Genomic DNA, 16277 nt, shown 5'->3' with positions numbered 1-16277 from the left:
GAGAAGAGGGTTTGCACCGTGAACGCACTGCAGAACGGCCATTTCGACTCCACCACCGCGCTCGCGTGGGCCACGTTCACCGAGAATCTGCACGCGTGCCTTCGGTCCCTGCCCAGACGTGACTACGTCACGGTCACGGCCGCCCAGGCCAGCCCCGGCGAACGTGGATTGCGGCCGTACATCGATGTGGCAGCGACGGACACCGGAGTCCTGGTCACCGTTGCGGCGATTCCTTCGCTGCTCTACCCGGACGCCCCGGAGACGTCGGCCATGGACGTGCAGTTGGTCGAGTTCGGATGGCTGAACCGCGGCAAGCCGATCGCCGACGGATCGGTCATCGATCTCACGCGAACCGACTCCCGAGCCGATGCCGCGCTCGCTGCCGAGATGATCACACTTGCGTTCCGCGAGATCTGGAACGTTCCGCACCCCTCGTTCCTCAGTGTCTGGGGCGTCGCAGCCGATGGCGTGTCATCTGGGCCGAGGGACCTGCAGCGGGGGCTCGTCGCCTCTGCGGCCGAGACCGCCACGTCGGCCGACTCTTCCGAGACGCCCTCCGAGGTTCCTGCCGAGCTGGGCTCGCTGCAGGCGCTGTGTCAGTTGACAGGTCGCCGAGTCGACCCACACACCGTTCGATCCGTCTGCATCGACAGTGACCTCGACGATCTGACGGCTCGTGCCGTGGCCCTCCATCGCTCGGCCGCCAGACAGGCCCGGCGGTCGGCCGGCGCGGGTCGAGACGACTCGGTGGCTGTGTGGTCCAATCTGGCCCGCACCTGGCTTTCGGTCGCACGAAGCATCGACGCCGCGACGAACGAGGCCCGGCACGCGTGCCGCTGACCGAAGCTACAAGATCGTTCGTCGCAGACCGCTCGCCCGTAACACCTGACGCTCGACGCCCGCGCGAATGGCATCCTCGGTACCGATCACCCGCACGTGCGATCGTGCGCGAGTGATCGCGGTGTAGAGCAATTCTCGGGTCAGCAGTGTCGATGCCTCGGCGGGGAGAAGAACCGAGACGGTGTCGTACTGACTGCCCTGACTGCGGTGGATCGTCATCGCGTACACCGTGTGAACCGACGAGAGCACGTTCGGGTGGATCAGCACATGGCCGCGCCCGCGGGCGAACGCTGCCATCGCGGTTCCGTTGTCTCCCAACACCACAACGCCGGTGTCGCCGTTGTATATCCGCGCTTCGTGATCGTTTGCCGTCACCAACAGTGGCTGACCGGGGTACCACAGTGACGGATCGAGAAAAGTTCCGCTGTGCTCCCCCACCCACTCCATCGCCTGCCGATCCCATCGCGCGACACCCCATCGGCCCTCGCGGTGCGCGCACAGCAGGCGATGCTTCTCCAGACCCAGAAGCGCCGCGGAGGCATCTCCGGCTGCTGCGGCGGCGGTGACTTCGGCTGCGGTCTCGATCACGTCGGAACGCAGCGCATCCACGTCGTCGGGGCCATGAAAGGAAATTTCTTCTGCGCCGGACTCGAGCAGCGCCATCACGTCGTCGCCCCGGCCGTCGCGCACGGCCACAGCCAACTGGGCGATTGCCCCGCCGAACCGTCTGCCTCGACTGAGCCGCACGACGCCGCCGCGCAATCGGTCCCGCTCGAACGGGCTCAGGGCTGCCTCGGCCGGATCCTCGGCCGCGGCGAAATCGTCATCGACGAGCTGCGCCAGCACCGGGTTCTCGGTGCCGGTGACCGGCCGGGCCACGAGGTCCGCCAGCACCGCGCCTGCGTCGACGGACGTCAACTGGTCCGGGTCACCGACCAGGATCAAGCGTGATTCGGGGCGGACGGCTTCGAGCAGCCGGCACATCATCGTCAGTGACACCATCGATGTTTCGTCCACGACGATGACGTCGTAGGGCAGGCGGTTCTCCCCGTCGTGGCGAAACCTCGTCTTGCTGCCGGGCTTCCAGCCCAGAAGCCGGTGCAGTGTCATCGCCTTCAGGTCTACCGGCAGTCCGAGGAGCTCCGCTTGTTCGGACACCGACTCCTGCAATCGGGCTGCGGCCTTGCCTGTGGGTGCCGCCAACCCGATGCGCAGATCGCTTCCGTGTTCCCGGACGAGCAACGCCAGAATCCGAGCCACCGTGTGGGTCTTACCGGTTCCCGGCCCGCCTGCGATGACCGTGGTCCATTGGGTCGCTGCCAGGGCTGCCGCTATCCGCTGACGATCGGGAGCAACAGTGGGCGCACCCGATTCGTCGACGAACAGCTCGGTGAGAGCACGGCTGATCTCGGCGGCATCTGACCGCGGGTGAGACTGCGATCGCTGCTCGAGAACATCACGAACTATGCTCTCCTGCAGGTGATACCGATCCAAATACAGGAGTTCACCCTCATCGGTGTGAACGAGTTTCAGCGGCGTCAACGGTCCGTTTGCACTGCCGACGACAAGGGGACTGGCCGACAGTGCGCCGAGGACCTCGACGAGATCGGGCCACGGAAGCGCGCCTGGATCGACGTCGGATTCCTCGTCGACCGTCACATCTCGCAGTCGGCGCAGATCGAGGCACACCGATCCCGATCGCACGGCACGCACCGTCAGTGCAGCGGCCAAGAGCACATGCTCCGACGACTCCCCGGCAAGCGCGCCCAGACGTAATGCCACGTGCACATCGGCGGCGGTGAGTACACCTGCATCGTTGAACGTACGCAGAAGGCCGCTGCCGCGCAGTGCGGTGGTCACGCTCGTCATCTATTCGCCTTCCCGGCAAGCAGATCCGAGAGCTCGACCACCAGCGCCGCGGACGGATTCCAGTCGAACACCCCACACCCGGCAGGAGTGTGCGGCCCCACCATGCCCCGCACGAACAGGTACCGAACTCCGCCGAGGTGTTCCTGGGGGTCGTAGCCCGGTTGACGCCACCGCAGATATCGATGCAGCGCAACGGCATACAGAATTGCCTGCAGCGGATAGTGCGAGCGCATCATCTCTTGAGCCATCTTCTCCCGGGTGAAGTTGCCTGTCGTCAGATCACCTCGGGCGAGCCGGTTGGTCTTGTAGTCCACCACCACGTAGCGCGGCCCGGGCACTCGTAGAACCGAGTCGATACTTCCGGTGAGAAAGCCGCGCAGGGGTGTTTCTTCGATACCGTCGAGCAGATCGGGGTAGGACGCGAGCGGGTCGGCAACATCGAGGTGCCGACGCATCAGCCGCGCAACGGATTTCAGGGTGACCGTCGCTGCCACCGGATCATCACCGCCGGCCAACGGGAGCTCGAAGTCCAGCTCTGCCAAGTGGTCCGAAGGCGCGATGTCGGCAAGCGTCCCGAAGCCCAACGGCGTGTGCATCACCGGCAGAAGGGCTGCGGCCAACGCCACTGGATCGACCTCGGCCATGCGCGACGCGACCGCTGCACTGCAGCGAAGTTCGAGCTCGGCAAGCAAGTCGGGAGCGGAGGTGTCCACGTGTTCGAGCGCCTCGTGCACGAGCGTTCCGAATGCGGCGCCGGCGGGCATGCCGTTCATCGGCGACTCGATTCCCTCCAACCTGGAATCTTCTGTGTAGTCACTGTTCGACTGAGGTTCGGCCGGCTCGTCGGTCTTCTCGGGATGCTCGGCTTCGCTTGTCACCCCCACCTCCAGCTGAACGTGCGCCGCGTCATGGGCATGAGCTGTCAACGCGGAGTACGACGTTCGACGCCACAACATGTCCAGAGTTCGGTCGAACCGCGCGGCGGCAATGTCGAGCAACGGTTCGCCGGGTCTGACCCAATGCCGAGTGGACGGTGCACCCGGCCCCACCGGTTCGATGGAGATGATGTCGGCAGCGGACCCGACCCAGGATTGAAGCCGGTTCGCGGTGGTTGCATCGTCGAGGACCTTGTACGACGGCTCCGGTTGGGGAATCCCAGGGATGCGGCCGAACAGCATGCGATGCAGCGACGACGTGGCGGTATTGCGGCCCGGTGCCCACCACAGCACTATCTGGCTCTCCGCCCGGGTCAGGCCGACGTAGAGCAGCCGCAGTTCCTCGCCTGCTTCCTCCTGGTCGTTGATCATCTTTCTGGCCGCGTAGCCCACTCCCGACGGTCCACCGACGTCTCGAATCCGGTCGCCGTTCTCGTGCAGCAGCAGCGTCGACGGCTTGCTGAAGAACAATGTGTCCCAGGCGTACGGCAGGTAGACGACGGGGAATTCGAGCCCCTTACTGCCGTGTGTCGTCATGATTTGCACTGCGGCAGAATCGCTGTCGAGTCGTCGGCTGCGGTCGCTGGATCCACCGGCTGCCGGTTCCTTGATGCGGTCGGTCAGCCAGCGAGTGAGTGCGGTGATTCCGAACGACTCGGATACTGCTGCGCGATTGAGCAGTTGGGCGATATGCCGCAGATCGGTCATGGTCCGTTCGCCCGCGTCGACTGCGAGCAAACGGGCGTCGAGTCCGGACTGGGCCGACACTCGTTCGAATACTGCAGCGAACCCCGCCTCGTCGAAGAGTATCGAATATTCACGCAGTCGACTGCTGACCTGGGACAGAGCATCCTCGGCTCCGGAGTCGAGCTGAGCGGCAGTCCACCCGAGCAGAGGGGTAAGGGCGGCAAGTCGAACGCGGTCGGTGCGATGCGGTTGCTCGATCGCCTGCAGCAGCCACAACCAGTGTCGGGCACTCTCGGTGCCGAACACGCTGGTGCTGCTCGACACCACCGACGGGACGCCGACTGCATCCAGCGCGTCGCGAATCAGCGCCACCTGCTTGGTAGTTCGGGTCAGCACGGCGACGTCTCGCGGTTCGATCGCCCGGGGTCCGTCCGGTCGGTCGATCGTGGCTCGGCTGGACAGCAGCTCGACGATGTCCGCCGCGACGTCGGCCGCGACCTTGGAGCGGAGTCGATCGACTGCTGGAAACCCCTGCCGCAGGGGACCTGCACCGGTTCTCGGAAGATAGCGCAGCCGCAGCGGGGTGTGTCCGAACATCCGCGACGGTGGGTTTCGGGCTTCGACACGGTGAACCACGATGTCGTCGTGTCCAAGGGCTGCGCCGCCGTACAGATGGTGCAGCGCATCGAGTAGCCCGGAATCGCTGCGCCAGTTGGCAGTGAGCTCATACAGGTGATCTGCCGATTTCACCGCATCGAGGTAGCTAAGTACCTCTGCCCCGCGGAATGCGTAGATCGCCTGCTTCGGATCGCCGACGAGAATCAGCGTCGTCGATCCGTGAAACGCCCGTCGTAGAATGTCCCACTGCATCGGGTCCGTGTCCTGAAACTCGTCGATCAGCACCACTCGAAACCGGTCTCGCACTCGCGCACAGGCGGCCTCACCGTGCACGGGATCGGACAACACCGAATGCAGGAGTCCGAGTAGATCGTTGTAGTCACGCACCCCGAGCAGCCGTTTGCGACGTTCCAGTTCCCGCCGCGCTTCTCGGGCGAACTGCACGCGGAGCGCCGGCTCGCGGTTACCGTCGACCCCGTCGAGATTTTCTGTGTCGGGGTACAGAATCGACTGCTGGTCGCCCACGGCAGCCAAGGCCAATTGGTGCGCATCCCGCCTACTGAATGCCGGTGCTTCGTCGTCGCCACTGAACATTTGCAGGTACAGGTCGTCCACGACCTGCTCGAGTAGATCGGACACGGATTCGACGAACGTCGATTCCGGTTCGCGCTCCCCCGCGATTCCGAGCCCGTCGAGCATGCGCTGACAGAAGCTGTGGGTGGTGACGATGGTCCCGGCATCGAAGTCCGACAGTGCCTTTCGCAGTCTTCTACGACGGCGTTCCACCTCGGCGTCCTCGGCCGATGCCAGGAACGACACCAATGGATCTCGTTCTGCACGAGCAGCTTCCGGATCTGCAAGCTGCTGCGCGATCGAGGCGAATCTGCTGCGAGTGCGATCGCGGAGTTCCTGGGTTGCCGCCCGGCTGAACGTCACCAGAAGCAGATCGGAAATCTCGGCGATACCCTCGGCGACGTAGCGCGCGGCCAGTCCGACGATCGCGTAGGTCTTGCCGGTACCGGCGCTGGCTTCGAGCACGGTGGTTCCGGTAGGCATTGGACCGAGCAGATCGAATCCGTGCGGGGTGGTCATGCGTTCCCCATGTTCTCGGCCGTCAACAACGGGTCCCACAGTGTGCGAGCGAGGACGCCGAAGCGGCTCGTCTCGTTGGACGGGTCGGTTTCATCGGCGAGCGGGGTCGCGGCCAGCAGTGTCTGGAACGACAGGGTCGGACCGTGCACGTACCGCAACGAGCGATCGTTTCCGTCGCCGAAATCTCCCCGCCATGCCCAGCTGGCGGAGTCGTAACCGTCCTCGATGGATCCGCCGCCGAACCGCTTCTCCGCGTACGCCGATGCAGTGCCGGTCGATATCGGCAGCGGCGACGCCAATCCGCGATCACGCAGATCCACCAGTTCGCGCAGGGTGGCAATGGGATCGCGCGGTGCCGTCAGTCGCGATCGACGAGGTGGCCTCATGCCGCTCGCCCGTCCGATGGTGACGGCGCTCCATTCCCCCGGCTCGGATGCGGCCACCGCCAGCAACCGCACCCAGGCGGCCAGTCGATGCTTCGCGGCGAGGCGAGAATAGGACGAACGCGCCAGAACACGGCCATGAATTCCGGTGACGGTTCCGGTCAGGCGTCGTCCGTCTCCGAGATCGACCGAAACATCTGTGGTGTCGGCCGGGCCTTCGTGGAACGGCGCGGCCGCGTCGGCGATGATTCCGACGATCTGTCGGATGTCGGACATCTCGCGTCGGCCCTGATGAAACGGCGGAAGGGTTCCGCGGCGCCATTCGGCGTCGGCGAATTCTCCGATGTCTCCGCCCGCGAGCACCGCGGCAAGCATCCGATCACCGATGTTCCACCGGGACAACGGGTCCAACTCGATGTCGAGACTGTCTGCCAGGTCGTCCTCGAGCTCGGGAACGCGAAAGCCGAGCCGCTGGCGGAGAAACGCCTGCACCGGGTTCTCGACGAAGGCGATCACGTCGGCGAGTTCCACATCGCCTCGATCGGCAGGCGGGAGCGCTGCGGGCAGGAACGGAGGCGCGGGCTGGGGCGCACGTTGCTGCGAGACCGCTCCGGCCAACGCGACGGTGTCGAAACTGAACGGACGTTCGGCCTCGAAGTTGTGAGGATCGAACGGCTGCAGCGGATGCCGATGTTCGACGCTTCGACCCGCGGTCACCTCGAGCACGTCCATGAGCTCGCGCAGCGGAATCGCGGGCGGCTTGACCGAACCGTCGACCGGGTCTGCACCGGTGTAGAACAGCAGGAGCTTCTCCTCGGCCGACATCACCGCGTCGAGCAGCAGTTGCCGATCCTCACTGCGAATGTCTCGTTCACCGAGTGCCGGGTCGCGGGCCAGGATGTCATCTCCGTCGATGCTTCCCACTCGCGGGAACACCTCGTCGTCGAGCCCGAGGAGCACCACCACTCGGTGCGGTACCGATCGCATCGGAACCATGGTGCACACGGTCAGCTCGCCGGTGCGGAAGTTCGCTCTCGTGGGTCGTCCGGCCAGTCTCCTGGCCAGCATGGCGCGCACGTCCGCCAGTCGCAGCTCCACCGACCCGCCGTGTTCGGTGGCGTCGGCGATCTCGCGATGTGCTTGTGCCAGTTGCCATTCGTCGGCAGTAGGCACGTCGGCGAGCAGATCGAGTGCGCGGCCCAGTTGCCGCGTCCACTCGGTCACCGACGCCGGACCGGCAAGCGCTCGCAGTACCGAGGCGAGCCGATCGACCAGCTCGGCGAAACGGCCGGCGAGGGCGATGTCGTTGCTGTCGACGTCGTCGAGAGGCAGCGCAAGGTCGAGATACTCATTGTGGGTCTCGTCGGCCGCCACGCCCAGGAGGATCCGGTCGAGGGCAGATTTGAACGTGTTCTGCCGAAAACCGTTCAGACCGAACGCTTCTCGTTGTCTCACGGTCAAACCCCAGCGCGCACCGGAGGTCGTCATCCATTCGCGGAGTCGCTCGAGATCGTCGTCGGTGAGCGAGAACTTCTCTCGGACCGGACCGCTGGCAGCGAAGTCGAGCAGCTCGCTCGCCGTCACCCGGCCTTCGGCGAAGTCCAGAACAGTCGCGATGACATCGAGCACGGGGTTGGTGCGGCGCAAGCCCCGGTCGGCGAGTCGCACACGCAGGCGGTGTCCTGGATGCACCAGCGCAGCCTGCCCGAAGTTGGCGCGAATCAACGGCGCGTAGGTCTCGACGTCCGGGCACATCACCAGCACGTCCCGCGGTTCGAGTGTGGGGTCGCCGGCGAAGAGATGCAGCAGCGACTCACGCAGAACTTCGACCTGCCGGGCGGGTCCGTGACATGCGTGAATCTGCACCGTGTCATCCGTCGTCGTCACGTGGTCGTCGGATTCCATTGCGGCAGTGGGTGAGACGTCGGCAGCGATGTCCGATTGGATCCGCCCGAGCAGGGTGTTCGCGATCTCGGGGCCCTCGTGGTGGACGGAGTGCGCCGCGACCGATCCGGTGGTGGCCTGCAGTTCCCGGACGTCACGAGACAGACTGGCCAACAGCGGATGCTCGACGGCAAGGGCCGTCGCATCGTCTCGTCGCCGCGTCACCGCAGGAATGTTCTCCAGGGCGTTCCACATGGACGGGCTGGGATGCGGAACCCAGATGTGTACGTCTCGGTGCTCCGAGAGCGCGCCCAGTATGTCGAGCTGATCGGTCGTCAATCGGGTGGGCCCGAAGACCGACAACCGACTCGGTAGGTCCACCGAGTCCGGCTCATCCCGTAGCCGAGCGCACGTCTCGGGCAGCCGCTCGGCGGGGCTGGGACTGCCGATCCGTTCCCGCACCAGTTTCCACACTCGCGGTTGCCACTGCAGGTCGTCGTCGAGATCGCCGCCGAGGCCGTCGGTGAATCGTCCGGCGAACCAATCACGAATCATCTGGGGTCGTTGAGAACCGTACGCACGGAACAGCTCTGCCACATGAGACGCCGTCGACCAGCGACGTCCTACACGGTGGTCCTCGGACCCCGCACCCAGATGCTCGAACAGCACCGCCGCCCACGGTTCGGTGCGGCACTCGTCGATGACGCTCAGAGCAGTCCAGAGCACTCGGCCCATTGCCCACGGATCGTCGTCCGGGTCGATGTCGTCGACCGCGCCGACCGCGCGTGAGACCAGCCTTGCCGGGCTCGGAAAATCGATGTTCGCGGCGATGCCGTCACCGTGCGGACTGCCCAAGGTGCTCGACAGACGTTGAGTGAGCCACCGCTCGACACCCTTGGCCGGAACCGACACGGTCTCGGGGGTGAAGCAGTCGTCCAACGGCACGGACAGGACATCGGCGAGCGCGTCGGCGAGGGTTCCTGCGCGCTCGGCGCGGTGGAGCGTCAGCACCGTTGCGATCCCCTGCCTGCTCGTAGCGGAGAGCCCGATTCCGGACTCGTGACGACCCTACTCGAGCCTGGCGACAGGTTCTGCGCGATGAGTCCGGCCGCCGAACCCGGTCAGTATCCGTGACCTCTTTGCCGACACGAAGGAGAACGACATGTTCGAGCATGTCTTTGCAGTGATCGCGGTACGCGACATCGATTCGGCCGACGCCTGGTATCGCCGGCTGTTCGATCGGCCCGCAGACAACAACCCGATGCCGAGTTTGGTGGAGTGGCAGGCCGCCCCCGCTGCATGGGTGCAGGTGACGGTCGACCCCGAGCGAGCCGGGTCGTCGCAGTTCAACGTTGCCGTCGACGATCTCGAATCGTTCGTCGCTTCGGCGCGCTCCCGTGGGGTCGAGTTCGGCGACATCGTGGACGCGAACAAAGGCGTTCGACTGAGCACCGTTGTCGATCCCGACGGTAATTCCATCACCGCGATCGGTGGCTTTCGCGAACGCTATTGACGACGTGGTTGTCGTTACCTGGCCGGGTGTAACGACAACCACCGTGAATGCGACATGGTGAACGGAAATGCGACCGACCGGTTCGGACTGAATCGAGTGGTTGCTTCCGGTCTCGCGGCACATCGTTTCCGCGGTATCGACACCATTCGCGACCCGAGGACGAACCCCATGACCAGCGCCTACCCGCCACCCTTCCAGCGCCCCGCACCCGAGCCCGAGACTCCACGCCGCCCCCTTTACGGGAAGGTGTTCGCTTGGGTTGCAATCGTTTTCGGCGCTATCTTCTCGATCGGCGCACTCGTGTCGTTCGAGTTCGGCGCGCTGCTCGTGGGCGCACTGATGGTCGGAGCAGGCGTCGCATATCTCTACTTGTCGCCCAGTCGCGGTCGTCGAGGGTGGGCCGTACCGGCCATCGCAGTGCTCCCCGCCCTGATCTTCATGGGACTGACCACCACCACAGAACCCGAGACCCCCGCCGTCGCCCCGGTCGCGGCCGTGCCCGCCCTGCCGACCGTCACGACGACATCCGCGCCGCCGTCGACGACCACCCCGACGACCACCGTGGCCCCGACGACCGAAGCAGTGGCCGCCATCGTCGAGGTGCCGACGACATCGGAGTACATCCCGCTGCCCGATCCTGAGCCGGTGTACATCCCCGAGCCGGTCTACACACCGGAGCCCGTCTACACACCGGAGCCCGTCTATACCGCTCCCGCGCCTTTGGTCGAGGTGCCCGAGAGCGTGTACTACGAGAATTGCAAGGCTGCGAAAGCGGCGGGAGCCACCAATATCCGAATCGGTGAGCCCGGATACCGACCGAAGCTCGACGGCAACGGCGACGGCGTCGCCTGCGAAAGTTGAGCTTCGGTGGCGTGATCGGGCCCTTCCTGCTCGACTGAGAGGCATGGACCGACGAAACCGGACATCCCAGCAGATAAGCTGCCACCCATGGGATCGAAGCGGCCTGCCAACCGCGGACAGAAACGTGCAGAAAAGACCAAGGCCCGGCAACGGCGTCATCAGCAGTCCCGACCGGCTCCGTCCGGTGTCGACAGCGAACGGATCGCCGATCTGATCGACGGGTTCGTGGAGTGGCTGGACGAGAGCGAGATGTCGGAACAGTCGGAGGCGATCTCACGGCTCGTCTCGTCGACGCTGACCCAGCTTTCCGGAGCCCGTCAGGGCTTCTCCCCCAGCGCCTGGATGCCGGCCGATGCGCACCTGCTGGTGGACGCAGCGGAACGCATCCTCCAGGAGGAGTCCGACACGGCCGAGGACACCGCGGTCAATCTTGTGCTCACGTCTCTGCAGTACCTGACCTTCCTCGACGAAACCGATCTCTGGGACGGCACGCCCGAGGACTACGCGCACTGCATGGAAGATCTCTCGGACTTCCTCGAAGGCGACGAGCCCGACATGCTCGACGCCGACGACATCGACCTTCCCGACGTGTCTCTCGCACAGGAACTGGCGGCCATCTCGGCGCTGCCACTGTTGCCGGCATTGGACGACATCGTCGCTCGGGTCGCCGATGGGCTGGCAGTGTCCGACGATGCTCATCTGCAGCGCGCAGTCGGTGCGGCTCCGTTCGATCCCACCGAAGTGGGCGCGGGCGTCGCCACGGTCGATTACTGGTCGACGGCCATCGCGACCGAATTGATTCGCATCGACGGTGACACTGCGAGGCCGGGCGACAATGCGCATTCACTGGCCGTCCGCGGCGCGGAGACTGTGCACGAACTGGTTGCCGAGCATGTGCGGGTGCAGCTGTCGGGAGATGCCGACGACCCCGACGTGTCGCGGTCACTGGCCAACACGTTTGCGGTGCAGACGTTGCTCGCCGCCATGACCGAAGAGCTACCCGTCAACAACGAGGGCGAGGACTACGCCGATCTGGAAGGCGAAGATCTGCGTACGGCCCAGTTGATCGATCACCGTGTTCGATCGCTGATCGAACAGGGCATTCTCGTCAGGATCGAGGAAGTACTGGCCGTTCCGCACGCTCTACGTCCGGCGGTGTTGGACGGCGTGGCCGAGGCACAGCCCTTCGGTGCGCTCGACGACGATTCTCTCGATGACCCGCTGACACGATCGCCCGAGGATTCGGCGTCGTCGTGATCGCCCCCGCGAGCGCCGAGATCGTGTCGGTGGTCGCCGCTAGCGTGATCGAGTCCGCGTTACGTCAGCGCGATCTGGGTAAGGAGCCGACATGAGCGATTCACTCGAGTTCGACTTCGACGTCGATGCCGCCTGGATGCAGTTCCAGCGCACGCTCGGCGACTACGTCAGCGCCATGCGCGACGGCGATGCGTTGGTGATCGAATCGCGATACGACACCACCGACGGCGTCCCCGACACCGCCGCCTGCGTGCAGTTCTATGCCTGGGATCTCGATATGGTCCGCTGCGAGATACCGGCGAACGAACACCTGCACAGCAGCCGAGCCATCACCAGTGACCAGCGAGATGCGTTGATTGCGTTGGGATTTCGCACTTCGCACGATGGCGAGCCGACGGCACCACACGTGGATCGCAATCGTTCGTGGTCCGATGATCTGGCGAAGAAGACCGTCGCGGTGTTCCGTGACATCTGGGGCCTGCCACACCCGTCGTTCCTGAGCGCACGCGCCACCGGGCGCTACGACGTACCGAGCTTCGACATCGCCATCACGGAGCCCGACACCTCCGTGGTTCCGCTGTGCGTTCAGCCCAAGGGGAAAGAGCATCTGCAGCAGCTCGTCGATCGCGCTCTCGAGCCGTGGTTCGGCTTCCCACCGGATCATGACCCCGACGGCGACATTCCGCTGCGGTTCGTAGGCGGCACCGCGTACGTATCGGTCAAACCCACCGAACCGGTGGTCGAGATCAATTCGACGCTCGTCCATGCCGTATCCGGCCGCACTCGCGCGGCGGAATTGTTGGTCGACCTGAACCTGCAACTGCCGGATGTGATGCTGCACCTGGTTCAGGACTGCATCGTCGCTCAGGTACGAGTCAGCGGGTCACCCTTCGTCGCGGATCACCTGTTGTGGGCGGTACGCATGCTCAGTCACGTGTGGGAGCAGGTCGACGACAAGTTCGCCGAGGATTTCGGAGGCGTGCTCGGGGAGCCGACGCCGCCCACGGTCGACGCGGACGACTTTCCCGACGGTTTGCTCGAATTGGTCGATCTGCTCGCCGCGTCCGAAGAGGAACCGCTCGACCCGCATGTGATTCTCGAGTGCTGCTCGTCCGATCGCGATGTCGTCGTCTCGTATCTGCGGATCAGCGCCGGACAAGAAGCGTCGTGGCGTGGGATGGCGGTTGCCGCGGATCTGGGCGACGAGCACTGCGACGTCGACGAGGCAGATCGGGAATCGGCCAACTGGGGCCGTGCCGTCTCTGCCCTCCGTGAGGTGCTGCGCAGCACTCCCGACCAGGTCACGCCCGTGGTCGATCCTTCCGCGATCCAGCTGCAACTATTCGAGACCGACGAAGTAGCCGAGGTGTCCGAAGAGCGTTCGGACGACCAGTAGACGACCGCCGATCAGAGTCTCCCCAACACGCTTCCCTTTTGTGTTAACTCGGGTTACATTAACCCTATGTTCGCACTTCGTTTGGAGAAGCCATGACACTGACGACAAGCAATACGTCCGTTTCGGTCGACGCCGACACTGCGGACGAGCAGCAGTACATCGAGACGCTCACATTGCTGTCCGAGGGCTCGGTGCACAAGCACTTCGACCCCTACGTGGACATCGACTGGGAGTCCGAGAAGTTCGCAGTACCCGCGAACGATCCTCGATGGGTCCTGCCTGCCAAAACCGATCCGATCGGCGGCCACGCCTGGTATCAGGCGCTTCCACTCGACAGGCAGATCGAGATCGGCATGTGGCGTCAGGCCAATGTCGCAAAGGTCGGTCTGCAATTCGAGAACATCCTGATCCGCGGCATGATGCAGTACGTCTTTTCACTGCCCAACGGCTCCGCCGAGGCGCGCTACTGCACCCACGAATCGATCGAAGAGTGCAACCACACCCTGATGTTCCAGGAGATGGTCAACCGCGTCGGTTCCGATGCGCCCGGCATGAGCCGGCCCATGAAAATGCTGTCTCCGTTCGTTCCACTGTTCGCCACGCTGCTGCCAGAACTGTTCTTCGTCGGCGTTCTCGCAGGCGAAGAGCCCATCGACCACATTCAGAAATCGGTCCTGCGGTCCGGTGACGACATTCACCCGATCATGCAGAGCGTCATGGCCATTCACGTTGCCGAGGAAGCGCGACACATCTCGTTCGCGCACCAACTGCTACGTCGCCGAGTCCCCAAGATGTCCAAGGTCGGACGGTTCTTGCTTTCACTGGCCTTCCCGATCACGATGCGCATCCTGTGCGACGTCATCGTCATTCCGCCGAAGAAGTTCTGGACGAAATTCGACATCCCGAAGCAGGTGAAGAAGGACCTGTTCTGGGGTACCCCGGAATCGCAGCACGCGCTGCAGGACTACTTCGGCGACGTCCGCATGCTGGCCACCGATACCGGCATGATGAATCGTGCGGCTCGCCTGATGTGGAAGATGTGCGGAATCGACGGCAAGGCCTCACGTTTCCGTAGCGAGCCCGATCGCAGCTCGAGCCAGTTCGCCGCATAGCCCTCTCGCCTCTTGCCACTGCCGTCAGGAACCCCTCATGCCCCACGTCGTCACCCAATCATGTTGTAGCGACGCGTCATGCGTCTACGCGTGCCCCGTCAACTGCATTCATCCCACCCCCGACGAGCCTGACTTCCTGACGGCAGAGATGCTGCACATCGATCCGCAATCATGTGTGGACTGCGGCGCATGTGTCTCGGCCTGCCCGGTCGATGCAATTGTGCCGCAAGCAAAACTGACCGAGGCTCAACTGCCGTTCCTGACGATCAACGCGGACTTCTACAAGCAGGAACGCCCGCCTCGGCCGATCTTGGCACCGGTCACGCCGGCGGCATCGGTCTCGCGTGATCGTCAACCCCTTCGAGTCGCGATCGTCGGATCCGGACCGTCGGCGATGTACGCGGCGGACGAGCTGCTCACGCAACCGGGTGTGAAAGTCGATGTCTACGAAAGACTCCCGCAACCACACGGCCTCGCTCGCCTCGGCGTCGCGCCCGACCACCAGAAGACGCGTCAGGTGTCGCGCCTGTTCGAAACCATCTCTGCGCAGGAGGGATTCACCTTCCACCTCGGTGTCGAGGTCGGCAAGGACATCACCCACGACGAGTTGATGGACACCCACCACGCCGTGATCTATGCAGTCGGGGCGTCGTCGGACCGGGAACTCCGCATTCCCGGTGCAGAATTGCCGGGCCGCAGTTCGGCAACCGACTTCGTCGCCTGGTACAACGGCCACCCCGATCACGCACACCGCACGTTCGATCTCTCGCACGAGCGCGCCGTGATCATCGGAAACGGCAACGTGGCACTGGACGTCGCCCGCATCCTGACCATGGATCCGGACGCGCTCGCCCAGACCGACGTCGCACCCCACGCCCTGGACGCCCTGCGCCACAGCTCTATTCGTGAGGTGGTCGTCGTCGGCCGCCGAGGCGTCGCCCAGTCTGCATTCACCGTTCCCGAGTTCGCCGGATTGCTCACCGTCCCCGATATCGATCTGGCCATCGACCGCAGCGAACTCGCGCTCGACCCGGTAACGGTCCGCCTCGCCGCTACCGATGACCTACCTCACGCCGTGGCACAGAAACTTCAACTTCTTCGCCACGTCGACGAATCCCCCGAGCACAGCGACGGCCGTAAACGCATCACGCTGCGATACCTGCTCTCCCCCACCCGCATCCTGGGCACCGATCGAGTGACGGGCATCGAGTTCGAGCGGATGGGTCTGACCGCCGACGGTGACGACGTGGTGCGCGGCACTCCCACCGGTGAAGTCGACACCCTCGATGCCGGACTCGTCCTCACATCCATCGGCTACCGCGGAGTTGCGCTGCCCGGGGTTCCCTTCGACGATCGCCGCGGCATCATTCCCAACACCGGCGGCCGTGTATTGCAGGAATCCGGTGGGCAGACTTCGGTCGGCAGCTATGTCACCGGTTGGATCAAGCGCGGCCCCTCGGGATTCATCGGCACCAACAAATCCTGCGCCCAGGAAACCGTCGGACATCTGGTCGACGACTTCAATGCCGGTCGCCTGACGGACCCGATCGAGTTGCCCAACACCTGGCCCGCTGAGTCGAGTCGGGGACCACTGCGACGCTCGAGAGAGATGCTGTCAACGCTGCGCCGGTCCTGACTGCCCGCCCCACTTTTGCCCGGCGGTGTCGCGGCCGCTGACTGGATCAATGCGCCCGCCAGTCAGTCCAACTGCAACAAAGCCGCATTCATCCAGGTGACGAAGGCCGCAGAACCAGGGAAAGCAGCGTGAGGTTGAACCGTCTACCATCGGGGTAACTACAGTCATCGGTCACCGATTCACGGCGGGCCAAC

At 64.6% G+C, this 16277-nt stretch carries 10 protein-coding genes; 7 read left to right on the top strand and 3 right to left on the bottom strand.

Annotated features, from left to right (window positions below; genetic code table 11):
• Positions 1-18 precede the first annotated feature (18 nt).
• Positions 19-840: a hypothetical protein gene (locus CH294_RS18470; protein ID WP_094738768.1), complete on the top strand. Its 822-nt coding sequence runs from the start codon at positions 19-21 to the stop codon at positions 838-840.
• A gap of 6 nt (positions 841-846) precedes the next feature.
• Here the strand turns inward: CH294_RS18470 and recD are convergent, their stop codons facing one another.
• From recD to recC, 3 genes are read right to left on the bottom strand one after another with little or no spacing between them, the layout of a single operon-like run.
• On the bottom strand, positions 847-2709 hold the full coding sequence (gene recD / locus CH294_RS18465) for an exodeoxyribonuclease V subunit alpha (RefSeq protein WP_094738767.1): 1863 nt from the start codon (positions 2707-2709) through the stop codon (positions 847-849).
• Positions 2706-6041 carry a UvrD-helicase domain-containing protein gene (locus CH294_RS18460; protein WP_094738766.1) on the bottom strand — a complete coding sequence of 1112 codons (3336 nt, stop codon included), beginning with the start codon at positions 6039-6041 and terminating at the stop codon, positions 2706-2708. Before CH294_RS18460 ends, recD begins: the two co-directional genes overlap by 4 nt.
• On the bottom strand, positions 6038-9319 hold the full coding sequence (gene recC, locus CH294_RS18455; RefSeq protein WP_094738765.1) for an exodeoxyribonuclease V subunit gamma: 3282 nt from the start codon (positions 9317-9319) through the stop codon (positions 6038-6040). The genes CH294_RS18460 and recC overlap by 4 nt, the downstream gene beginning before the upstream one ends.
• Positions 9320-9470: 151 nt before the next feature.
• Here recC and CH294_RS18450 point away from each other — a divergent pair, with 151 nt between their 5' ends.
• The 6 genes from CH294_RS18450 (at position 9471) to CH294_RS18425 (ending at position 16083) form a co-directional block, all read left to right on the top strand.
• A complete protein-coding gene (locus tag CH294_RS18450; RefSeq protein WP_094738764.1) occupies positions 9471-9821 on the top strand; it encodes a VOC family protein in 351 nt (116 codons plus the stop codon).
• A gap of 168 nt (positions 9822-9989) precedes the next feature.
• On the top strand, positions 9990-10682 hold the full coding sequence (locus CH294_RS27285; protein ID WP_141216526.1) for an excalibur calcium-binding domain-containing protein: 693 nt from the start codon (positions 9990-9992) through the stop codon (positions 10680-10682).
• A gap of 87 nt (positions 10683-10769) precedes the next feature.
• Positions 10770-11939, top strand: a complete 1170-nt coding sequence (locus CH294_RS18440) for a hypothetical protein (protein ID WP_094609995.1) — start codon at positions 10770-10772, stop codon at positions 11937-11939.
• A gap of 91 nt (positions 11940-12030) precedes the next feature.
• Positions 12031-13335 (top strand): hypothetical protein, encoded by a 1305-nt coding sequence (locus tag CH294_RS18435; protein ID WP_094738763.1) that lies wholly within the window; start codon positions 12031-12033, stop codon positions 13333-13335.
• A gap of 92 nt (positions 13336-13427) precedes the next feature.
• Positions 13428-14447: a diiron oxygenase gene (locus CH294_RS18430; protein WP_037148333.1), complete on the top strand. Its 1020-nt coding sequence runs from the start codon at positions 13428-13430 to the stop codon at positions 14445-14447.
• A gap of 37 nt (positions 14448-14484) precedes the next feature.
• Positions 14485-16083: an FAD-dependent oxidoreductase gene (locus CH294_RS18425; protein ID WP_094738762.1), complete on the top strand. Its 1599-nt coding sequence runs from the start codon at positions 14485-14487 to the stop codon at positions 16081-16083.
• The last annotated feature ends 194 nt before the right edge of the window (positions 16084-16277 follow it).

The organism is Rhodococcus sp. 14-2483-1-1, assembly GCF_002259335.1.
Lineage (GTDB): Bacteria > Actinomycetota > Actinomycetes > Mycobacteriales > Mycobacteriaceae > Rhodococcoides.
Note: the sequence above shows the minus strand (reverse complement) of the source record. Positions and strands in the feature narration are given on the sequence as shown.

Coding starts and splice junctions, on each gene's coding strand:
- CH294_RS18460 (WP_094738766.1), bottom strand. CDS start 6,041: ATGACCACCCCGCACGGATTCGATCTGCTCGGTCCAATGCCTACCGGA.
- CH294_RS27285 (WP_141216526.1), top strand. CDS start 9,990: ATGACCAGCGCCTACCCGCCACCCTTCCAGCGCCCCGCACCCGAGCCC.
- recD (WP_094738767.1), bottom strand. CDS start 2,709: ATGACGAGCGTGACCACCGCACTGCGCGGCAGCGGCCTTCTGCGTACG.
- CH294_RS18440 (WP_094609995.1), top strand. CDS start 10,770: ATGGGATCGAAGCGGCCTGCCAACCGCGGACAGAAACGTGCAGAAAAG.
- CH294_RS18450 (WP_094738764.1), top strand. CDS start 9,471: ATGTTCGAGCATGTCTTTGCAGTGATCGCGGTACGCGACATCGATTCG.
- CH294_RS18435 (WP_094738763.1), top strand. CDS start 12,031: ATGAGCGATTCACTCGAGTTCGACTTCGACGTCGATGCCGCCTGGATG.
- CH294_RS18430 (WP_037148333.1), top strand. CDS start 13,428: ATGACACTGACGACAAGCAATACGTCCGTTTCGGTCGACGCCGACACT.
- CH294_RS18425 (WP_094738762.1), top strand. CDS start 14,485: ATGCCCCACGTCGTCACCCAATCATGTTGTAGCGACGCGTCATGCGTC.